General features: G+C 67.6%; 18 protein-coding genes. 10 read left to right on the top strand and 8 right to left on the bottom strand.

Annotated elements, in window-relative coordinates:
- Positions 1–39 precede the first annotated feature (39 nt).
- From QZ814_RS09360 to QZ814_RS09350, 3 genes are all read left to right on the top strand, one after another.
- Complete coding sequence (locus QZ814_RS09360) at positions 40–495, top strand: DUF2721 domain-containing protein (protein ID WP_294331243.1); 456 nt, start codon at positions 40–42, stop codon at positions 493–495.
- Between the two features lie 62 nt (positions 496–557).
- Positions 558–1,043 (top strand): 5-(carboxyamino)imidazole ribonucleotide mutase, encoded by a 486-nt coding sequence (purE, locus tag QZ814_RS09355; RefSeq protein WP_294331241.1) that lies wholly within the window; start codon positions 558–560, stop codon positions 1,041–1,043.
- The gene (locus QZ814_RS09350; RefSeq protein ID WP_294331240.1) at positions 1,040–2,116 is read left to right on the top strand and encodes a 5-(carboxyamino)imidazole ribonucleotide synthase; all 1,077 of its coding nucleotides are present in this window, start codon (positions 1,040–1,042) and stop codon (positions 2,114–2,116) included. The genes purE and QZ814_RS09350 overlap by 4 nt, the downstream gene beginning before the upstream one ends.
- 256 nt (positions 2,117–2,372) lie before the next feature.
- Here QZ814_RS09350 and QZ814_RS09345 read toward each other — a convergent pair whose 3' ends face one another.
- The 5 genes from QZ814_RS09345 to ubiA form a co-directional block, all read right to left on the bottom strand.
- Positions 2,373–2,693 (bottom strand): hypothetical protein, encoded by a 321-nt coding sequence (locus QZ814_RS09345; protein ID WP_294331238.1) that lies wholly within the window; start codon positions 2,691–2,693, stop codon positions 2,373–2,375.
- A gap of 199 nt (positions 2,694–2,892) precedes the next feature.
- Positions 2,893–3,624, bottom strand: coding sequence for a DUF3800 domain-containing protein (locus tag QZ814_RS09340; protein ID WP_294331236.1), 732 nt, complete (start codon positions 3,622–3,624; stop codon positions 2,893–2,895).
- A 64-nt stretch (positions 3,625–3,688) separates the two neighbouring features.
- Complete coding sequence (locus tag QZ814_RS09335) at positions 3,689–4,462, bottom strand: 3'(2'),5'-bisphosphate nucleotidase CysQ (RefSeq protein WP_294331234.1); 774 nt, start codon at positions 4,460–4,462, stop codon at positions 3,689–3,691.
- Complete coding sequence (locus tag QZ814_RS09330) at positions 4,455–5,801, bottom strand: metallopeptidase TldD-related protein (protein WP_294331232.1); 1,347 nt, start codon at positions 5,799–5,801, stop codon at positions 4,455–4,457. Before QZ814_RS09330 ends, QZ814_RS09335 begins: the two co-directional genes overlap by 8 nt.
- 31 nt (positions 5,802–5,832) lie before the next feature.
- Positions 5,833–6,765: a 4-hydroxybenzoate octaprenyltransferase gene (gene ubiA / locus QZ814_RS09325; RefSeq protein ID WP_294331230.1), complete on the bottom strand. Its 933-nt coding sequence runs from the start codon at positions 6,763–6,765 to the stop codon at positions 5,833–5,835.
- 120 nt (positions 6,766–6,885) lie between these two features.
- Here ubiA and QZ814_RS09320 point away from each other — a divergent pair, with 120 nt between their 5' ends.
- Positions 6,886–7,638 (top strand): EF-hand domain-containing protein, encoded by a 753-nt coding sequence (locus tag QZ814_RS09320; RefSeq protein WP_294331228.1) that lies wholly within the window; start codon positions 6,886–6,888, stop codon positions 7,636–7,638.
- A gap of 12 nt (positions 7,639–7,650) precedes the next feature.
- On the opposite strand, the gene QZ814_RS09315 is transcribed toward QZ814_RS09320, so the two are convergent.
- A complete protein-coding gene (locus QZ814_RS09315; RefSeq protein WP_294331226.1) occupies positions 7,651–8,217 on the bottom strand; it encodes a carboxymuconolactone decarboxylase family protein in 567 nt (188 codons plus the stop codon).
- Between the two features lie 354 nt (positions 8,218–8,571).
- Here QZ814_RS09315 and QZ814_RS09310 point away from each other — a divergent pair, with 354 nt between their 5' ends.
- Together QZ814_RS09310 and QZ814_RS09305 are read left to right on the top strand one after the other, a co-directional pair.
- Positions 8,572–9,312, top strand: coding sequence for a 16S rRNA (uracil(1498)-N(3))-methyltransferase (locus QZ814_RS09310; protein ID WP_294331224.1), 741 nt, complete (start codon positions 8,572–8,574; stop codon positions 9,310–9,312).
- Between the two features lie 58 nt (positions 9,313–9,370).
- Positions 9,371–10,747, top strand: coding sequence for a glutamate--cysteine ligase (locus QZ814_RS09305; RefSeq protein WP_294331222.1), 1,377 nt, complete (start codon positions 9,371–9,373; stop codon positions 10,745–10,747).
- A gap of 88 nt (positions 10,748–10,835) precedes the next feature.
- Here the strand turns inward: QZ814_RS09305 and QZ814_RS09300 are convergent, their stop codons facing one another.
- Together QZ814_RS09300 and QZ814_RS09295 are read right to left on the bottom strand one after the other, a co-directional pair.
- On the bottom strand, positions 10,836–12,185 hold the full coding sequence (locus QZ814_RS09300) for a tryptophan 7-halogenase (protein WP_294331220.1): 1,350 nt from the start codon (positions 12,183–12,185) through the stop codon (positions 10,836–10,838).
- The gene (locus QZ814_RS09295; protein ID WP_294331381.1) at positions 12,178–13,665 is read right to left on the bottom strand and encodes a tryptophan halogenase family protein; all 1,488 of its coding nucleotides are present in this window, start codon (positions 13,663–13,665) and stop codon (positions 12,178–12,180) included. The genes QZ814_RS09300 and QZ814_RS09295 overlap by 8 nt, the downstream gene beginning before the upstream one ends.
- A gap of 232 nt (positions 13,666–13,897) precedes the next feature.
- On the opposite strand from QZ814_RS09295, the gene QZ814_RS09290 reads away from it, so the two are divergent.
- From QZ814_RS09290 to QZ814_RS09275, 4 genes are all read left to right on the top strand, one after another.
- Positions 13,898–17,167: a TonB-dependent receptor gene (locus tag QZ814_RS09290; RefSeq protein ID WP_294331219.1), complete on the top strand. Its 3,270-nt coding sequence runs from the start codon at positions 13,898–13,900 to the stop codon at positions 17,165–17,167.
- Between the two features lie 107 nt (positions 17,168–17,274).
- Positions 17,275–18,501 (top strand): glycoside hydrolase family 27 protein, encoded by a 1,227-nt coding sequence (locus tag QZ814_RS09285; protein WP_294331218.1) that lies wholly within the window; start codon positions 17,275–17,277, stop codon positions 18,499–18,501.
- Positions 18,498–19,502 (top strand): glycosyl hydrolase, encoded by a 1,005-nt coding sequence (locus tag QZ814_RS09280; protein WP_294331216.1) that lies wholly within the window; start codon positions 18,498–18,500, stop codon positions 19,500–19,502. The genes QZ814_RS09285 and QZ814_RS09280 overlap by 4 nt, the downstream gene beginning before the upstream one ends.
- Before the next feature lie 31 nt (positions 19,503–19,533).
- Entirely contained in the window at positions 19,534–21,501 is a 1,968-nt protein-coding gene (locus QZ814_RS09275; RefSeq protein WP_294331214.1) for a sialate O-acetylesterase, read from the top strand.
- The last annotated feature ends 293 nt before the right edge of the window (positions 21,502–21,794 follow it).

Genomic DNA, 21,794 nt, shown 5'->3' with positions numbered 1-21,794 from the left:
ACTTGCAAGCAGTGCACGCCCGCTTGCATACAGCGTCGCATGGAAGGCCCCTATCTCTCCACCGTCTCGGAAACGATCCAGGCAGCGATCACACCGGTGTTCCTGCTCGCCGGCATCGGCGCCTTCCTCAACACGATGGTCGGCCGCCTCGCCCGCATCGTCGACCGTGCGCGGGTGATCGAGGAACTCCATCCCCGCTCCAGCGGCCCCGAGCATGACCGGCATGTCTGGGAGTTGCGGATCATCGATCGCCGCATCTCGGTGATCAACAACGCCATCTTCCTGTGCACCGCCAGCGCGCTCGCCATCTGCATGGTCGTGGCGCTGATGTTCGTCTCCCGGCTCGCCAATCTCCACGTCGGCATCTGGGTGGCGCTGGCCTTCATCCTGTCGATGCTGCTGCTGATCGCGGGGCTGCTCTACTTCCTGGTCGAGGTGCGGATGTCGCTGAAGGCGATTCACGTCCGCGAGGAACTGCTCGAACTCGATTCGTGACCCATTGCCCTGAGCGCCCTGCCTGACTAACACCCCGCTTCCATTCCACGGTCGGGCAGGCAATGGCGCAAGCACCTCTTATCGGCATCATCATGGGCAGCACCTCCGATTGGGAGACGATGCGCCACGCCGCGTCGATCCTGGAGGAGCTGGGCGTCCCTCACGAGACCAAGGTCGTCTCCGCCCACCGCACCCCGCAGCGGCTCTATGACTATGCCACCGGCGCGGCGGACCGCGGGCTGAAGGTGATCATCGCCGGCGCCGGCGGCGCGGCGCACCTCCCTGGCATGGCGGCCGCGATGACCCACCTGCCGGTGCTGGGCGTGCCGGTCGAATCCAAGACGATGAAGGGGCTCGACAGCCTCTATTCGATCGTCCAGATGCCCGGCGGCATTCCGGTCGGCACGCTGGCGATCGGCAAGGCCGGCGCCAAGAACGCCGCGCTGCTCGGCGCCGCGATCCTGGCCACATCGGACACGGCGCTGACCGAAAAGCTGATCGCCTGGCGCACCGCCCAGACCGACAGCGTCGCGGAGGAACCGGCATGAGCGACGTGCTCCCCCCGGGCTCCACCATCGGCATCCTCGGCGGCGGCCAGCTCGGCCGGATGATCGCGATCGCGGCCGCCAATCTCGGCTATCGCACCCATGTCCTCGCCCCCGACGAGGAGAGCATCGCGGCGCAGACCGCCTCCAGCTTCACCCGCGCCGACTATCACAGCCATATCGTGCTCGACGAGCTCGCGTCCCATGCCGACGTGATCACCTACGAGTTCGAGAATGTGGCGCTCGCCCCCGTCGCGCATCTCGCCGCCAAGGTGCCGGTCCGCCCCGGCGCCAAGAGCCTGGAGATCGCGCAGGACCGCGCCAACGAGAAGTCGTTCGTGGCGGAACTCGGCGGCCGCACCGCGCCCTGGGCGCTGGTCACCACCCGCGACGAACTGCACGAAGCGATCGCCCGGATCGGCGCGCCGTCGATCCTGAAGACGCTGCGGCTCGGCTATGACGGCAAGGGCCAGGTGCGCCTGCACGACGCGTCCGAGGCAGAGGCGGCCTGGGCAGCCATCGGGGAGCGCCCGGCGATCCTCGAAGGCTTCGTCACCTTCAGCCACGAATTCTCGATCATCACCGTGCGCGGGCTGGACGGGACGCTGGCCAGCTATCCGCCGCCCTGGAACGAGCACAAGGACGGCATTCTCGCCCGCTCCACTTTGCCCGCCCCGGCCGAGATCGCCCGCCACTGGACCGAGGCCGCGGCGCTCTCCGGCCGCGTCGCCGAGGCGCTCGGCCATATCGGCGTGCTGACCTGCGAGTTCTTCGCGACCCCGGACGGCCCGGTGTTCAACGAAATGGCGCCGCGCGTCCACAATAGCGGCCACTGGACGATCGAGGGCGCCGAGACCTCGCAGTTCGAAAACCATGTCCGCGCGATCTGCGGCCTGCCCTTGGGCTCGACCGCGCTGACCGGCAGCCATGTCGAGATGGAAAACCTGATCGGCGACGAGGCGGACCGCTGGCCCGAACTGCTCGCGGAACCGGGCACCCATCTCCACCTCTACGGCAAGGGCCAGGCGAGGCCGGGACGGAAGATGGGGCATGTCACGCGGGTGAAGCGGGGCTGATGCCGCACCCGGCGTGACGTTTGGAAGTTTAGGAAGTTTAGGCCTGTGCGCGGGTTTCGGCACGGGGCGGATGGTTCTTGTGCCCGACGCACCCGGCCCGAAGTTTAGGAAGTTTAGGCACACGCGCATACACGCGCGCGCCAGACGATGCACCGACAGGGTCAAAGAGCGGCAGCCAAAAGGCCTTGGAACATGTAGGGAACAAAGGCCGAAGTGCAAGCGCCGGTCATAGCCGCCCCGCCGCGCCGGGAACCGCTCAATTGCCTTCCGAATCGACGACGAACACCTCGGGCTTGCCCCGCGACAGCGGATCCCAACCGGCCGACAGCGCGGAGCGGACGCAGCGCGTGATCGTCGCGTCGTCGAGCTGGAGACGGCCGCGCGGCAGCCCCTTGAGCAGCCGCTTCGGCGCCGGGAATTCCAGCCAGGCCTCGCGCTTGGCACCCTGCTGGGCAACCGCGATGGTCATACCCTTCCAGCCCTCGTCGTCCGACAGATGGGGCTCGCGCTGCAGACGCCAATCATAGGTCACGCCATCCAGATCGATGGCACCGCTGGTGCTCAGGGATTTCGACATGGGGCGTCGCTAGCACGCTACGCCGCGAAGGCACAGAGGGCGGGATTGGCCGTCCGCCGGTGGGGCATGGCGATCAGGTGAAGCGGCAGCAGGGCTGCTGCTTGTATCCACAAGGCTCTTAGCCTACATATCGAGCAAGGATTGGGCTTTCCCGGTCGACAAAAGGGCTTCGGGTTTCCGGGGCCCTTTTGTTTTTTGATCAAGGAAAGATCGTCAGGGCGGACACGCGATCCTTGATGGTATCGAAAGCCCGGTTCGCTTGGTCTGGCCGCAGGGCACGAAGCGCAATCGGTCTTGCGATAAGATCGCTGAGCTGATGCCCTGCGAGATTGGCCGATTTGGGTACGAAAAGAGGTTCGAGCGGCGTTCGTATGAAGTCAATGGAACGCCGTCCCCACTGCTTGCCATTTTGAGCGATCCGCCGGAATTCCAATTCCAGCTGACGATCCTCTTCCCGTCCTCTTCCTTCGAACAGGACATGGGTCAAGCGCCCTTCCTGACCTTCGCGCATCAGCGTGTCGCTGAGCCTCTCCATACAAAATTGCATTGCAATTTCGTAGGGATTCCAAGGATTCACATACCGCGCCTTGTGGCGCATTTTGTCGATCACCGCACAAAATGCGCGAAACGGAGCGTCGGCCATGACCGCACTGACATCCGCCATGAATCCCGCCCGGAGAGCAGCATCCTGTCTTAAGAAAGCGAATGGCGGCTCCTGCTTGCGTATCTCACGCTCGTGCAGAATGGCAGCGTCATGGCCAAAATATTTGAACTTCAATCTGCGAAAGGCTGGCTCAACCTTTTCAGCATACATGCCCTTATCGAATATACAGAAGACCAAGGCAAAAACGGGAAACTGCGGATCAATCGACTGAAGGCCGTGGTCTCCACTCTCATCCGCAAAGACAATGTAGTCGCTAAATTCCGGCACTCAACAACTATGAAGCGGACGGAAGTCGATCGCAACGACGCAATGTAGCAATGGATAGCGATACCTACCGCTTCCCCGGCTCCACCCGATCCGCCAGCCGCGCCACCGCTGCGGCGTGGATGCCTTGCGTCGTCGCCAGCACCCCGTATGCCTCACCCGCGGGCGTGTTGAAGCCGAGCGCCTGCCCCAGCGCATCGGTCACCGCCGCCCCCGCCTCGCGGGCGAGCAGCACTGCGGCGGCGATGTCCCATTCATGCCCCCAGCGCAGCGTCGCGACGAGGTCGGCGTCGCCCGCCGCGATCATCGCAATGCGCAGCGCGATCGAATTGGGCTTCGGGACCATCACCAGATCGCGGTCGACCTTGGGCAGCTGGTCCGCCGGCACGCGCGCGCCGGGTAGCTCGGCCCGTTCGGCCGCACGCAGTGCCACGCCGTTTCGCCACGCGCCCGCCCCGGCCCGCGCCGTCCACACCTCGCCGCGTGCCGGTGCGTCGAGCACGCCGATCACCGGCTGGCCATCCTCCACCAGCGCGATCGAGACTGCCCAGCCCGGCCGCCCGCGTAAGTAATCGCGGGTGCCGTCGATCGGGTCGACCACCCAGAGCCGGGACAGCGCCAGCCGGTCGGCATTGTCCACCGTCTCTTCGGAAAGCCAGCCGGCATCGGGCAGCAGCGCCCCCAGCCGGTCGCGGAGCAGCGCGTCCACCTCGAGGTCGACCGCGCAGACCGGGTTGCCGGGCGCCTTCTCCCAGCGCGCGAAATCGCTCTGCCAGCGCGCCATCGCATGGCGCCCCGCCTCGGCGGCGATGGCCGCGATCTCGGCGGCGAGCTCAGGCACCGGCGATCGTCATCCCGTCGATACGGAGCGTCGGCGCGTTGATGCCATAGCGGAACTCGAGGTCGTTCGCCGGGGTGAGCGCCCGGAACATGTCCTTGAGGTTGCTCGCGATCGTGATTTCGGAAACGGGAACGGTGATCTCGCCCTTCTCGATCAGGAAGCCCGCCGCGCCGCGACTATAGTCGCCGGTCACGCCGTTGACGCCGTGGCCGATCAGCTCGAACACATACAGGCCATGGTCGATCTCGCCGATCAGCGTCTCGGGCGGAACATGGCCGGCTTCCATATAGAGATTGCTCGGCGAGACCCCGGGCGCCCCGCCGCCGCCGCGCGTCGCATGGCCGGTCGGCTCCAGCCCGAGCTGGCGGGCGGCGGCGCTCTCCAGCAGCCAGGTCTCCAGCATCCCCTCGCGCACGATCTGCATGCGGCTGACCGGCAGCCCCTCGCCGTCGAAGGCACGCGAGCGGATGCCGCGCGGGCGATGGGGATCGTCCCAGATCGTCACGCCCGGCGCGAACACCTGGGTGCCCAGCGCATCGAGCAAGAAGCTGGTCTTGCGGGTGATCGCCGCCCCCGAAATCGCGCCGATCAGATGGCCGAGCAGCCCTGAGGAAACCCGGCGATCGAACACCACCGGCATCGCGCCGCTGGGGATCTTGCGCGGGTTCAGCCGCGCCACCGCCCGCTCGCCGGCCAGCCGCCCGATCGCCTCGGGCGAGTCGAGCATTGCGGCGTGGCGGGCGGAATGGTGGGCATAGTCGCGCTCCATCGCGCCGTCGCTGCCGGCGAGCACGCTGGCCGAGATGCCGTGGCTCGACTGGGCATAGGCGCCGGCAAAGCCATGGCTGGTGGCGAGCGCGAGCTGCACCCGGCTGGCGCCTGCCCCCGCGCCTTCGCTATTGGTGACGCCGGGCACGGCGCGCGCGGCCTCCTCGGCGGCGAGTGCGCGCGCCTTCAATGCGGCGGGCTCCACTTCGGCGCCGTCGTCCAGGTCGAGATGCGGGGGCGTGCCGTGAATCAGCCGGTCCTCGGGCGCGAGCCCGGCCCATTGGTCCTCGGGTGCCTCGCGCGCCATCGCGACCACGCGCTCGACCAGGGTGGCGATCGCGTCGCTGCTCAGGTCGCTGGTCGAGACGCTGGCCGAGCGCTTGCCGACGAAGACCCGCAGGTCCAGCTCCTCGGCTTCGGAGCGCTCGACATCCTCCAGCGCGCCCATCCGGACGGAGACGGAAAGCGAGCGATCGGCGGAGAAGACGGCGTCGGCGGCATCGGCCCCGGCACGGCGGGCACGCGCCACGGCGTCGGCGGCGCGCTCCAGGGCCTGTTCGTTGTTCAGCATCCCCGCGATCTAGGGGTGCGGGGGCGCAAAATCAAAGTCCGGAAAGCCCCACCACGGCGCAGGCGGCGAGCATCAGCAAGCCCGCGTCGCGATTGGCCCGGAAGCGGCGCAACGCATTGGCGCCGTCGGCAGGCTTGAGCGTGGCCAGTTGCCAGATGAAATGCACCGCCACCGGCAGCAGCGCGAGCAGCGCCAGCGGATCGGGCCGCACCGTCCACAGCGCCTCGCCCCAAAGGAACAGCGCTACGAAGTACAGCAGCCCCACCCCGGCCCGGACCTGCCCGCCCATCCGCCGCGCCGAAGACCGCACGCCGACGATCGCATCGTCCTCCACGTCCTGCAGCGCGTAGATGGTGTCGTAGCCGATCACCCACAGGATCGTGCCGGCATAGAGCCACCACTGCGCGCCGATCCGGCTCGCAAAGGCGGATTGCGGATCGCCGGCGACGAAGCCCACGACGGCGCCCGATCCGAACACGATGCCCAGGAACGCCTGCGGCCACCAGGTGATGCGCTTCATGAACGGATAGGCGGCGACCACCGGCAGCGTCGCCAGCGACCAGAGCTTGGCGGGCAGCGGCATCGCCAGCCACACGCCGAGGCCGATCGCCAGCAGCACGGCGAGCCAGGTCCAGGCCGCGCGCACCGAGACCGCGCCGCTGGGGAGCGGCCGGCTGCGGGTGCGCTCCACCTGCGCGTCGAGGTCGCGATCGACGATGTCATTATAGACGCAGCCCGCGCCGCGCATCGCGATCGCGCCGAGCAGCATCGCGCCGATCCGCCACCAGCCCCCCTCGGGCAGGCCGGAAAGCAGCGCCCCCCAGGCGCAGGGGAGAAACAGCAGCCACCAGCCGATCGGCCGGTCGAACCGCGCGAGCAGCGCATAGGGCCGCCAGCCGCGGGGCAGCAGGCCGAGGAGGCCGCGATGTTCGGTATCGGGTACGATGGGGGTGGCGCCGGTCATGCCCGCCTGCTGCCACAAGCGCCCACCCGTGCCCAAGCCGAAATTTTCGGGCACAATCCTGCGACAATCGCTAGCTAGCGAGACGAATCGAGTTTCGGGCGGAGGGTTTGGAAGATGCGGATGCTGGGGTTGGCCGGATTGTTGCTGGTACTGGCAAGCGGCGCGCAGGCGCAGGACGGCCCGCCGCCGCCGGGCGGACCGGGGGGCCCCGGTGGTCCCGGCGGCCCGCGTCCGCGCGGCCTGTTCGTCAGCCCGATGGGCGAACCGTTCCGCGGGCAGCCCGATGGCAAGTCTCCCGCCGATGCCTGGTTCGACGGCGCCGACGCCAACCATGACGGCGCGCTGACCCTCGACGAGTTCCGCGACGACGCGATGCGCTGGTTCAAGGTGCTCGACCGCAAGGGCGATGGCGAGATCGACCCCGCCGACATCGAATATTACGAGACCGTGCTGGCGCCGGAAGCGCGCGGCGGCGGATTCGAGATGGGCGGCCCGACCATGGGCGACGACGGCCAGGTGAAGGCCGCCGAGATCGGCTCCACCCGCGTGCTCAGCGGCCTGGCCCGCTTCAACTATCTCGGCAGCCCCGAGCCGGTGACGGCAGCGGATTCGAGCCTCAACGGCGGCGTGACGCCGATCGAGTTCATGAGCGCCGCCAAGCGCCGCTTCGACCTGCTCGACACCAACCATGACGGCAAGATCACCAAGGCCGAGCTGCCCGACCTCCACCCCGGCGCGATGAAGCGTCGCGGCGGGCGCGGTGGCGGCCCGGGCGAAGGTGGCGGCCGCCGCGGCGGTGGCGGGGGCCATCGCGGCGGGGGCGGCATGGGCGGCGGCATGGGTGGCCAGATGGGCGGCGGCTACGGGGGCTGACGCCCCCGGCCGTCACTCGCGCTCGGGCACCGGCACGTTGAACCCGTTCAGCGTCACGGAGACGAGGCTGTAGAGGCCGACCAGATAGATCAGCTCGTTCGCGCCGTGCTGCCCGAAGGTATCGACCGCAAGCCGGTAGCACGGCTCGGGCAGCACGCCCCCCTTCACCAGCGCATAGGCGACGTCGAACGCGACGTTTTCCTGCTCGTTCAGATCGGTCGGCTTGAGCCCGGCGCAGATGGCGGAGATCCGCGCCGGCGACATCTTCTCTTCCTCGGCCACGGCGACATGCGCGTAGATTTCGTACGCGGCATCGAAATGCGCGCCGGTGACGAGGATCGCGATCTGCCGCGCCGGATCGGGCAGCGTCGCCTCCATCGACATCGCCTTGGTCAGCTCCCAGATCGCGCCGCCGATCCGCGGCTCGTGCAGCCAGGGATTCCACGGGCCCATCAGGCTGCCGTCCTCGCCCACTGCGACGAAGGCGTTGAAGTTGGACGAGATTCCGCGCTTCATGTCGTCGTAGAGCGGCTTCTGGGTGTCGCTGAGCTGATCGGGGTGCAGGAGCGGCAGGCGCATAAGGTGCAATCCTCGGCTGGACGCGGCGGTCGTGCCGCGCTGCACAAATGCTACAACAGCCGATAGGCTCCGCGCCATCGTACGCGAGGATGGGGCAAGGGATCCTCCCCCGGGAAGGGGAGGGCTATCGCACATCGCAAAATACGCCGTCATTCCCGCGAAGGCGGGAATCCATTGGCACTGGCGGCGAGATTCTTTTCCCCAGCGCACAGGGCAATGGATTCCCGCCTTCGCGGGAATGACGATGGTTTTTGAGAGGCTGCTGGCCCGTGCCCTCCTAAGCGAGAGCCCTGCCTTCCAGGGGCGGATCGAGGTGCATGGACGAAACCGCCCGCCCCCGGCTACAGCGCTTTCATGCCCGCAACCCCCGCCTGGCCGCCGCAATCCGCCCCCCGCCTGTTCGTCGAGGGCCCGCTCGAGCCCGGCCTGCGCCGGATCGACGGCCCGCAGGCGCATTATCTCGGCTCGGTCATGCGGCTGAAGCCCGGCGAGGCGGTGAAGCTGTTCGACGGGAGCAGCGGCGAATGGCTCGGCATCGCCCGCGATATCGGCAAGCGCGACCTGACGCTGGAGATCACCGAGCAGCTCCGGCCGCACGAGAACGTGCCGGACCTTTGGCTCTGCGCCGCGCCGATCAAGAAGGGCCGCATCGACTGGGTGGCGGAAAAGGCGTGCGAGCTGGGCGTCGCCCGCCTCGTGCCGGTGCTCACCCGCCGCACCGTGATCGACCGGCTCAACCTCGATCGGCTGCGCAGCCACATGATCGAGGCTGCCGAGCAATGCGGCCGCACCGCCCTGCCCGAGCTGGTCGAGCCGGTGAAGCTTCCCGCCCTGCTCCGCGACTGGCCGGCGGACCGCGCGCTGTTCTTCGCGGATGAAACCGGCGGCGTGCCCGCGCTAGAAGCGATGCGCGCCCACCCCGGCCCAGCTGCGATCCTGGTCGGCCCCGAGGGCGGATTCGACGCCGAGGAACGCGAATCGATCCGCGCCGTTCCGCAAGCCATCGGCATCGCGCTCGGCCCCCGCATCCTGCGCGCCGAGACCGCGGCGGCGGCGGCGGTGAGCCTGTGGATGGGAGCCGCGGGCGACTGGTAAACCGACCGGTACAAAAATCCGCTGGCGTCGTTTCGCCGGCATCGCTAAGGGCGCGAAAATGAGCACCAAGACCGTTTCGACCAAGACCGCGGCGGTCATCGAGGATCGCGCCCAGCTGGTGGAATATTTCGCCAAGGGCGAAAAGCCGGCGGAGCGCTGGCGCATCGGCACCGAGCACGAGAAGTTCGTCTACTGGATGGACGGCAGCCACCGCGCGCCCAGCTATGAGGAGCGCGGCGGCATCCATGCGCTGCTGATCGGTCTCACCGAATTCGGCTGGAAGCCGATCTACGAGGGCGAGCACATCATTGCGCTCTCCGGCCCCGACGGCGCGATCAGCCTCGAGCCGGCCGGCCAGTTCGAGCTCTCCGGCGCGCCGCTGGAAAATCTTCACGACACCTGCGCCGAAACCGGCCGCCACCTGAAGCAGGTGAAGGCCGTCGGCGATCGCCTGGGCATCGGTTTCCTCGGCATGGGCATGTGGCCGGACAAGACCCGCGCCGAGCTGCCGATCATGCCCAAGGGCCGCTACGAGATCATGCTGCGCCACATGCCGCGCGTGGGCAGCATGGGCCTCGACATGATGCTGCGGACCTGCACGATCCAGGTCAACCTGGACTATGCCAGCGAAGCCGACATGGCGAAGAAGTTCCGCGTCGGGCTGGCGCTGCAGCCGCTGGCGACCGCCTTGTTCGCCAACTCGCCCTTCACCGAGGGCAAGCCCAACGGCTATCTCTCCTATCGCAGCCATATCTGGTCGGACACCGATCCGGCGCGCACCGGCATGCTGCCCTTCGTGTTCGAGGACGGCTTCGGATACGAGCGCTATGCCGACTATGCGCTCGATGTGCCGATGTACTTCGTCTACCGCGACGGCAAATATATCGACGCGGCGGGCCTCAGCTTCCGCGACTTCCTCAAGGGCGAGCTGTCGGTGCTGCCGGGCGAGTTGCCGACGATGGACGACTGGGCCGACCATCTCTCCACCGCCTTCCCCGAAGTGCGGATGAAGCAGTTCCTCGAGATGCGCGGCGCCGATGGCGGCCGCTGGGGGCGCATCTGCGCGCTGCCGGCCTTGTGGGTGGGCCTGCTCTACGACTCGGGCGCGCTCGATGCCGCCTGGGATCTGGTGAAGGGCTGGTCGATGGAAGGCCGCGAGGCGCTGCGCAGCGCGGTGCCGAAGCTGGCGCTCGACGCGCCGCTGCCGGGTGGCGGCAAGCTGGCGGACATCGCCGGGGAGGTGCTCGACATCGCGGGCGCGGGGCTCCAGGCACGCGGCCGTCTCAACGGCTCGGGCGACAATGAATCCGGCTTCCTCGATCCGCTGCGCGAGATCGTGCGGACCGGCAAGGTGCCGGCGCAGATCCTGCTCGATCGCTACCATGGCGACTGGCAGGGCGACATCACCCGCGTCTATGGCGAGGCGAAGTTCTAGGCGCCGGATTTCCGGTCCCCCGCGGCGCTGCCGCGGGTGTCGGCAGGCCGCCACTGACGTGATGGCGTGGACGGCCCCCGCACCTATGTCATGAATTCGATTGGTCAGATCCGAATAAGTGCGCCGTTGATAGGAGCCTCGCTCGCGTAGCTTCTCGCGCGCGTGCGGCACGCTGCACCTCCTCCTCGGGCAGTGCTTGCAGACGGGGCAATGTTCCCGGCTTGACGCCCAAGCCGATCAGCAGCTGTGCCCAATTGTCGGCTGGTATGCACCCTTCCGCCAGTTCGGGTATCCAGCCGCGCCGGCTAAACTGGTCCACCCGCTGCGCCAGCAACGCCGAGCCCTCTTTCCGCTGCTGGCAGCGCACGAAATCCTGCGCGTCATCGGCAAGCAGGCCCGCCCGCCGGTTGAACTCGGCACATTCCGCGAAGGGCGATGCCTCTCTGGGCAGTAGATCCAGCAACAGCAGGATCTGTGCCGCTGCCAAGTGCAGGTTCAGGTTGCCCAATGGGGCGAGGCGCACCGCCGCATCCCCGATCGCCACGACGTTCCCCTGCCACGGCATGTCCAGGCGCCCGGGCCGAAAGGCGATCGGCTCCGAGACGCGCGTGCCGCTCGCCGATTCCAGGGCACGCTGCATGCGCGCGTCGTCCTGGGCATCCGCCCAACAGGCCATCCACGATGTTTGGTGGCGGCCCGGTTGCTCCATCCAATAGCCTGCTCCCACCTTCGTCACCGTGTCGCTCAGGCTCGCGCGCATCGCCACCGACGCGGAGGAGCGGCATAGCCGCTGCAGCTGCGCATCCTGCCCCCAGTCCCGCCACGTCGCGTGCGGCTGCCCGGCTCGAACCCACCCGCTGCCCGTTGCGTCGACGACAAGATCCGCCTCGAGCGTCTTTCCGTTCTCAAGCCGCAGGCCGGGTACACCCGATGCCACGGCCGGCAGGGTGACATGCACGCCCGCTTGCTCTGCCAGGGCATGCAGGCCTGCGCGATACGCGTCCAAATCGAACCGAAGCAATAGGTCCAGCGCGCCGCTCCCCTCTTGTTCCGGCAGCAGCCAACGCTCCTGCGCTGCGAGAAGCGATGCCAGGGAGGGCTCCGCGGCGAAGCCACCCGCCGGATCCCGCGCGGCAACGCCGTGGCCTACGAAGAAGTCGCCGACATGGCCGAAGCCCCGATAGCGCGTCGCCAGCCAGGGCGTCGCGCCCGCGCGGGCAAACAGCAAGGGATCGCCGATGCCGATGCGCGCATGCAGACGCTGCAGGGCGGCGCCGCCCGATACCGCATGATCGGCCAAAGCTTCGCCGGGGATCGCGCAGGGAACGAGCGATATTCTGCTCACCGGCAGCGATCGCGCCAGCGCGATCGCTGCGAGCGACGCGACCGTCCCGCCCCCGACGACGGCGACATGGGAAAGAGGCCTGATCTCAACCATGGGACGCTGCCGCTCCCGTCACTGCCTGCAAATAGCTGGCGTGCCCCGGCATCGACGCCACGCGCCAGTCGATGTTCTCTTTCAGGTGTGCCATCGCACTGCCCAGCCGCGTCGCGTCCGGCAGCTGCGCACGTGCATCCCAGCCCTGCGGTCGAACCCCCTGCCCGAGCAGCACCGAAACCCAGCTCGGCTCCAGGAACGGCCCTCGGCCATAATGCGCGACGCGGGCCGATTGACGCCACAACGCCAGCCGCTCGGCCAGGCTATCCGGCACCGCCATCGTCCGCATGCGGTTCCAGAAGGGCGAATCGTCGCGGCGCGTGGCATGGTAATGGAGGATGAGGAAGTCGCGGATCCGCGCATATTCGAAGTCGATCAAGCCGTTGAACATCTGCTGGTCCCGCGCGTCGACACCATCCAGCGGGAACAGCTCGAGCAGCCAGTCAATCGCCACCTGCACCAGATAGATGCTGGTCGACTCCATCGGCTCGAGAAAGCCCGAAGCCAGCCCGATGCCGATCACGTTATGCGACCAAGCTCGCCGCCGCCGGCCTGGGCTGAACTTCAGGATCCGCGGCTCGGCCAAGGGCTCGCCTTCCAGCACGGCCGCAAGCTCGGCGGTGGCCGCGTCCTCGCTGAGATAGGTGCTGCTGAACACATAGCCATTGCCGAGGCGGTGCTGGAGCGGGATCCGCCAGCGCCAGCCCGCCGACATGCCAATCGCCCGCGTGAACGGCTCGATCTCGCCCGCAGGCGGGGTACAGGGCATGGCCACCGCGCGGTCGCAGGGCAACCAGTCGCTCCAGCTCTCCCAATCCTCCTCTAGCGTCTGCCCGAGCAGCAGGCTGCGAAAGCCCGAACAGTCGATGAAGAGGTCGCCTTGGATGCGCGATCCGTCGGCGAGGTGCAGCGCGACCACGTCGCCGCTGCCGCCGTCGCGCTCCACCTGGCACACCTTCGCTTCGATACGCCTGGCGCCAAGCGCGCAGGCAAAGTCGCGCAGGAAGGGCGCGAAGCGGGTGGCGTCGAACTGATAGGCATAGCTGAACGCGCCATCGCCCCCCAGCTCGGCACAGGGCGGATGAAAGCGCCGCGCACGCGCTGCCGCCACGGCAATGGAATAGTCGCCGATCGCAGCGCCGGGCGCGTTCCCGTGCATCCGCAGCCAGTAATGGTGAAACGGTATGCCCGCGAGCGGCTCCCCCAGGCCGGCGAAACCATGCATATACTCTTCGCCCAACGCGCCGAAATCGTTGAACACGATACCGAGCTTGTAGGTGGCGCTGGTGGCCGCCATGAACGCCGCCTCGTCAATGCCCAGCCGGCGCAGGAACAGGCGCAGATGCGGGAAGGTCGCCTCGCCCACGCCGACGATGCCGATCTCCGGCGACTCGATCAGCTGCACCGAAACCAGCGGGCCGAGCTGATGGACCAGCGCCGCCGCGGTCATCCACCCCGCCGTACCGCCCCCGACAATCACGACTTGTCGCTTGTCCGGCTCGCCCAACGCCGTCCTCCCCTATGACATTTCCGCAACACTGCGCGCGAATTGCGCAATTTTGCCGCTTTTGCGGGCATTAATTAAATCAATCAAATACGTTTTTGTATTGCGTACCGGGGCAACGCTTTGCAACAACATGGGCACCCGCCTTGGAAGCGCCGGTGCCAACACCGCTGCCATCGAACCAGAGCGGACGATTTGGAGGGGACCCATGATCGACGCACGCGCGCGCCTTTCGCGCACCACTATCCTTTCGCTCGCCGGCACCGCCTCGCTGATCGTGCTGGCGCTCGCGCCCATGCAGGCCGTCGCGCAGGACACGGCCGGCGCACCCGCACAGTCCGACACGCCCGCGCAGACGACCGGCGACGACATCGTTGTCACCGGCATCCGCGCCAGCCTGCAAAGCGCCCAGAGCATCAAGCGCAATTCCGACACCGTTGTCGATGCGATCACCGCCGAGGATATCGGCGCGCTGCCCGATCGCTCGGTGAACGAAGCGCTGCAGCGCGTGCCCGGCGTCGCGATCAGCCGCTTCGCCTCGCCCACCGATTCGCAGCACTTCTCGGTGCAGGGCTCGGGCGTGGTCGTCCGCGGCCTCAACTATGTGAAGAGCGAGTTCAACGGCCGCGACACCTTCGCCGTGGGCGGTGGCCGCGAGATCGGCTTCAGCGACGTGCCGTCCGAACTGGTCGGCTCGATCGAGGTGTACAAGAACCTCACTGCCGACATGATCGAGGGCGGCATCGCCGGCACGGTGAGCATCAATGCCCGCAAGCCGTTCGACAGCACCAAGGACCTCGCCTATTTCTCCGCGTCGATGAACATCGGCGACCGGGAAAAGCGCGGCGCCCCGGCCGTGGTCGGCCTCGTCTCGAAGCAGTTCACCACCCCGGGCGGCAGCCGCATCGGCGTGCTGCTGGGCGGCACCTATTCGCAGATCCGCTCAGAAAGCCAGTCGATCTACTTTTCGGGCTGGCTGCCGCGCCAGAACGACGACAAGAACGGCAACGGCAAGCAGGATCCGGGCGAGGGCCATACGATCAACGCCGGTACCGCCTATGAAACCACGCTGTTCGACACCTATCCGGTGCCGGCAGGCAAGAGCAGCGTCTACACCCCGCTCGGGCCGGGCTTCCGCGACCAGCATTTCAACCGCGAGCGCATCGGCATCTCCGCCGCGACGCAGTTCGAGAATGCCGATCGCTCGCTGCTGGTGACCGCGCAATATCTGCGTGCCGACAGCCGCGAAGCGTGGATCGACCACACGCTGGAGGCGGCCAACTGGTACGGCGACATCACCACCGTGATGCCGTACGGCACCACCGCGCCCACCTATGACAGCAACGGCCTCGCCCAGACCGGCACCTTCGGTCGCGCGGTCTCGCCGGGCGGCTGGTACGTCAACGCATCGGGTACGCCGGCTTATGCCAATGCGCTGCCGCAGTTCGTCGACAACAGCTACACGCTGAACCTGACCAACCGGAACTTCGTTACCCGCTCGATCACGCAGGACGCCTCGTTCAACGTCAAGTGGCGCCCGACCGACCGGCTGCGCTTCAACTTCGACGGCCAGTATGTCGCGTCGTCGACCAACAATTACGACGCCACCGTCGACGGCAATTCCTTCGCGCAGATCTCGATCGATCGCACCAAGGACATCCCCGACATCAAGTTCGTGACGCCGGGCTTCAACACCGCGACCTATTTCAGCAGCGGCAACGCGATCTTCCTCAACGACGCGATGGTCAATCGCGCGAAGAACGACGGCCATGAATGGGCCTTCCAGGGCGATGCCGAATATGACGTGAGCGACACCTCGTTCCTGCGCAAGCTGCGCGTGGGGGCGCGCTATTCGGATCGCTCGCAGACCGTGCGGACGGACGACTACAACAACTGGGGCTCGATCTCGGCCAACTGGGCATATCCCTCGGGCGCGGTGTCGATGAACCAGGCCGGCCCCACCTCGGTGCTGACCTTCGACAACTTCCTGCGCGGCACCGTCACCCAGCCGCCCAGCGCCGCCTATATCCCGAACGACATCCTCACCGACGACACCAAGCTGATGGCCTATGTCCGCAACGCGGTGAAGCTGGGCGGCAATGTCGGCAGCTACACGCCGCTGCAGGATCGCAAGAACGCGGACGGCAGCCCGCTGGTGGACGGCTATTTCCTCAACAACGAGATCTACCGGAACAGCGAGCGGACCTATGCCGCCTATGTCCGCTCCGACTTCGGCGTCGACGCCCCCTTCGGCGGCGCGACCAAGCTGACCGGCAATATCGGCGTGCGCTGGGTGCACACCGAGGACAAGGCCTATGGCGGCGTGACCTTCCCGAACGCCAGCACCGTGTTCCAGCCGGACAGCGCCGGCGTGAACGCCGACGGCACGCCGCGCGCCCCGCGCTGGAGCACGATCCCGCAATATTGCGCCTATGTCGCGGCCAATCCCGGCCAGTTCAATCCGACGCCCGCGCTCTGCACCATTCCGCTGCAGGATGCGCTCAATGCCTATGCGTTTGCGAACGGCTCCTCGATCGCGGACGTCGCCAAGCAGAAGTTCGACGACTGGCTGCCCACGCTCAACGTGCGGCTGGACCTGACGCCGAAGTTCCTGATGCGCTTCGCCGCCTCCAAGGCGATCTCGCGGCCGAACTTCGCCGATCTGCGCAACTATGTCGGCATCGCCCCGGCGGGCGGCAATCGCGCCGGCCTCTACGGCTTCTCGATGACCGGCCGGAACCCGTATCTGCGCCCGATCAAGTCGAACCAGTTCGACCTCACGGCGGAGTGGTATTTCGCCCGCGTCGGCCAGCTCACCGGCACGCTGTTCTACAAGACGCTCGACAACATCATCCTCGACAATTCGCCGTTCACCCGCACCTTCACCAACAACGGCCAGACCTACACGGTGACCGGCAACGGCCCGGTCAACGCAGCGGGTACCGGCCGGGTGAAGGGCGCAGAGGTTTCGTACCAGCAGACCTATGACTTCCTGCCGGGTCCGCTGCGCGGCCTCGGGCTCCAGGCGAGCTATACCTATGTCGAGACCAACAGCCTGCCGAACACGCCGCCGGCGAACACGCCTGCCGACGGCAACCGGCCGGTGATGGACGTGACCGGCCTGTACGACAATCTGCCGCTCGCCGGCCTGTCGAAGCACAACGTCAACGTCGCCGCCTTCTACGACCTCAAGGGCTTCTATGCCCGCGCGGCCTATAGCTGGCGGTCCAAGTATCTGTTGAGCAATCGCGACTGCTGCTTCCCGTTCCTGCCGGTCTATGCGCAGGCAGCGGGCCAGCTCGACGCATCGCTGTTCTACACGGTCACCAAGACCTTCAAGATCGGCATCGAGGCGGCCAACCTCCTCGATACGACGACGAAGACGACCTATCTGCTCAACAAGAACGGCCTCGAAGCGCCGCGCAACTACTTCAAGAGCGATCGCCAGTACACGATCAGCGTTCGCCTGACGATGTGATCCGGAAGGGCCCGGGGGCAGCACTGCCACCGGGCCCTTTTTCTTGTCGGCGTGACCGATGCGCCGTACGCCTTCCTCTCGTACCAGCTCTCTCGGAGGTGCCGCCCATGCGCCGATCCCCGCTGCTGGCCGGCCTCGCTGCCGCCGCGCTGCTCGCCTCGTCCCTGCCCGCCGCGGCGCAGGACGCCCCCGATCCCAACCATATGCCGGCTTCTCAGGATCCCGCGCGCACGCCGAACGGCCTCGCCCGCACCCCGCAGATGGGCTGGAACAGCTGGAACCGCTTTGCCTGCGACGTCAGCGAGACGCTGATCCACGATACCGCCGATGCGCTGGTCGCCAGCGGGATGCGGGATGCCGGCTACACCTATGTCGTGATCGACGATTGCTGGCAGGGCGCGCGTGACGCCGACGGCTTCATCCAGGCCGACGCCACGCGCTTCCCCTCGGGCATCAAGGCGCTCGCCGACTATGTCCACGCCAAGGGCCTCAAGTTCGGCATCTATTCGGATGCCGGCACCAAGACCTGCGGCGGCCGCCCCGGCAGCCAGGGCCATGAGTATCAGGACGCGCTGCAATATGCGCGCTGGGGCGTCGACTATCTGAAATATGACTGGTGCTCGACCGGCACCCGCAATGCCGAGGAGGCCTATGCCACCATGGCCGATGCGCTGAAGGCATCGGGCCGGGCGATCCTGTTCTCGATGTGCGAATGGGGCAGCAACCAGCCCTGGCTGTGGGCACGGAAGATCGGCAACAGCTGGCGCACCACCGGCGACATCACCGACAAATGGTCCGGCAAGCACGGCTATAGCTGGGGCCTGACCAACATTGTCGACATGAACGCGCCGCTCTGGCCCCATGCCGGGCCCGGCCACTGGAACGATCCCGACATGCTCGAGGTCGGCAATGGCGGCATGACCGATGTGGAATATCGCAGCCACTTCGCGCTCTGGGCGATCATGGCCGCGCCGCTGATCGCCGGCAACGACGTGGCGAACATGACGCCTGCCACCCACGAGATCCTCACCAACCGCGAGGTGATCGCGATCGATCAGGACGCACTGGGCGTCCAGGGCCGACGGGTGTGGAAGGAGGGCGACCATGAGGTCTGGTCGAAGCCGCTGGCAGGCGGCGGCCGCGCGCTGGTGCTGTTCAACCGCGGTGAAGCGCCCGCCGAGATCCGGGCCGATTGGGCGATGCTCGACTATCCCTCGAGCCTCAACCTCGCCGCGCGCGATCTGTGGGCCCATCGCGATCTCGGCAAGCACCGCGGCAGCATCGCCGCGACGGTGGCGCCGCACGGCGTCGTGATGCTGACGCTGAAGCCGTGACCGGCCTCACCCGCCGCGCCGCGCTCGCCGCCGGCACCGCCGCCGCGCTTCTCCCCGCTGCCGCGCGTGCAGCCCCCCTGCCGGCACAGGGCATGCTCAGCAATCCGCGCGCCTCCGCGAAGGCGCGGGCGCTGTATCGCTATCTCTGGTCGATCTATGGGCGCCGCACGCTCACGGGTCAGCAGGAGCAGAATTTCTCCCCCGCCGGCCCGCGCACCGAGCTCGACTATATCCAGCGCGTCACCGGCAAGCAGCCCGCGCTGGTCGGCTTCGACTATATCGAGCCGCATGACGAAGCGGGGGTGAATGCCCGGGCCACCGCCTGGCACCGCTCGGGCGGCGTGGTCACGATCTGCTGGCATTGGGGCGCGCCGGACATCGGCACCGGCTACGAGAATTCCAAGAAGGATTTCGACGTTGCCAAGGCGCTGACGCCCGGCACGCGGCAGAACCGCGCGATGATGGCGCAGATGGCGCATACGGCGGAATTGCTCACCGTGCTGCGCGACGCCGACGTGCCGGTGCTGTGGCGCCCCTTCCACGAGTTCAGCGGCGACTGGTTCTGGTGGGGCAAGCATGGGCCGGAGGCGTTCAAGGCGCTGTGGCGGCTGATGTACCGCGACTATGTCGATCGCTACCGGCTCGACAATCTGATCTGGGTGCTGGGCTGGGCCGGCCAGAAGGTCGATCCTGCCTATTGGCCGGGGCGCGACATGGTCGATATCGCCGGCGCCGACCTGTACGTCGAGGATCACGGCAATCTCGCGCCGATGTTCGCGGCGGTGAAGGCGATCGTCGGCGACAGCGTGCCGATCTGCCTGCACGAAAACGGCCCGATTCCCGACCCCGCGACGCTGGGTCCCGGCGCCGACTGGCTCTATTTCATGACCTGGCACACCCGCTGGCTGACCGATCCGTCGCAGAACACGCCCGAGCAGCTCAAGGCCTATTACGCCTCGACCCGCTACCTGACCAAAGACGAACTGCCCGGCTTCAAATAGCATGGGCTCGAACCCCGTTCGCGAGGACCGCATGAAACGACCCTGGCTCTTCGGACTCTGCCTGGCCGCCGCGCCGATCCCTGCCGCCGCGCAGGAAGCGCCGCTGCTCGCCAATGTGTTCACCGATCATGCGGTGCTCCAGCGCGATCGCCCGATCCTGCTCTGGGGGCATGCCCCGCCGGGCGAGACGGTCGCCGCCAGCTTCGGCAGCGACAGCGCGACCGCCAAGGCCGATGCCAAGGGCCGCTGGGAGCTGCGGCTGCCCGCGCGCGGTGCCGGCGGCCCCTACGCGCTCACGGTGCGGGCCGGTGCGAAGACGCAGCAGCTTTCCGACCTGATGCTGGGGGACGTGTATCTTTGCGGCGGCCAGTCGAACATGGAGTTCCCCGCGCGCCTGTCGACCGGCGCCTGGGGCGGGCTTGCCCATGCACCCCAGCCGATGCTCCGCTTCGCCCATGTCGAAAAGGCGAGTGCCCCTGCCCCGCTCGAGGAGCTCGGTCAGCCGCTACGCTGGCGGGTGATCGACGGTGACAGCGCGGGCGAAGCATCGGCGGTGTGCTTCTACATGGCGCGGGCGCTGCAGCAGCGGCTGAAGATTCCGGTGGGCTTCATCGATTCCGACTGGGGCGGCACCACCATCCAGAGCTGGATCAGCCCCGAAAGTCTGGGCACGCTGCCCAATTATGCCGAGAGCCTTCGCTCGCTCGCGGCGCTCGCCACCGACGCAGCTGCCGCGCGCACGCTGGAGGCGGCACGCACCGAACGCTGGTGGAGCGCCAACGACCCGCGCTGGGCGACGACCAAGGCGTGGTCGACGGCTGCGTTCGACGATAGCGGCTGGCCGAGCCTGAAGCTGGGCGGCAGCTGGCGCGACGCCGGCATCCCCGCCCTCGAATCGTTCGATGGCGTGGTGTGGCTGCGCAAGGTGGTGACGCTTACCGAGGCACAGGCCGCGGCGGCGGACCGGCTGCAGCTCGGGCCGATCGACAGCAGCGACACGGTGTGGATCAACGGGCGCTGGACGGGCGCGAACAACATCGACTGGTTCTGGCGCGACTATGCGGTGCCGGCCGGCGCGCTTCACGCCGGGCGCAACGTGATCGCGATCCGCATCCTCGGGGGCAAGGGACCGACCGGTGCCGAAGCCAACCATCTGCTGAAGCTGCACGACGGATCCGCGGTCCCGCTTGACGGCCTCTGGTCCTACCAGCTCGCCGCGCCGCTCAAGGACAAGAAGCCGCCGATCCCGCCCTGGGAAGTGCCCACCAGCCTCTCGACGCTGTACAATGCGATGATCGCGCCGATTGCCCGCTACGGCTTCAAGGCCGCGGCCTGGTATCAGGGGGAATCGAACGTGGCGGAGGCGAGCGAGTATCGCGCACTGCTGGCGCTGCTCTTCAAGGATTGGCGGGGCCATATGGGCCAGCCGCAGCTGCCGATGCTGGTCGCGCAACTCGCCTCCTATGGCACGCCGGCGTCCATGCCGGGGGAGTCGGACTGGGCGTTGCTGCGGCAGGCGCAGTCGGTCGCGGTAGCGCAGGATGGCCATGCCGGCCTCGCGGTGACGCTCGACCTGGGCGATCGGTTCGACATCCATCCGACCCAGAAGCTGCTGGTCGGCGAGCGCCTCGCGCGCGCCGCGCGCGCCGTCGTCTATGGCGAGGCGATCGCGCCCGGCGGGCCGCAAGCCGTCGGCGTCACCCGCCAGGGAAACGATCTGGTCGTCCAGTTCCGACACCCCGATGCACGGCTGCGGACCTATAGCGCCGACAGCGCCATCGGCTTCGAAGCCTGCAGCGCTGCGCAATGCCGCTTCGTGCCGGGCAGCGTCGACGGCGGTCGTGTCGTGCTGCGTGGTGCCGGCACGCCCGACGTGACGCATGTCCGCTACGCCTGGTCCGACGCGCCCTATGTCAATCTCTACAGCAGCGACGATCTGCCGGCGGTCCCGTTCGACCTTCCGGTGTCGGGGCTGGGGCCCGCAAACGGGAATCCCTGACAGGAAAAAGCTGCCTGTCCGCTCCCGCCCTTTATGGACGGGAGCGATCCCCTCGGCGTGCGTGCACCAGCGCAGCGCTGCCCCGCTGTCGTCCCGAGTGATCGGCGCCTGAGCTTGCACCCGCTGCGCACGCCGCGGGCACGGTCACAGGTTCGTTGGCCGATCTTTGAGGTGGTCCCGGAAAACTGAACAGGTTGCTAAGCTAATCTCGACGTGAGGAACGAACGGGAATGAAGACGACGAGGAAGCGCTACAGCGCGGATTTTAAGGCGAAGGTGGCGCTGGAGGCGATC

This window comes from uncultured Sphingomonas sp. (assembly GCF_913777625.1).
GTDB lineage: Bacteria > Pseudomonadota > Alphaproteobacteria > Sphingomonadales > Sphingomonadaceae > Sphingomonas.
This window is presented reverse-complemented; position numbering and strand designations above follow the sequence as displayed.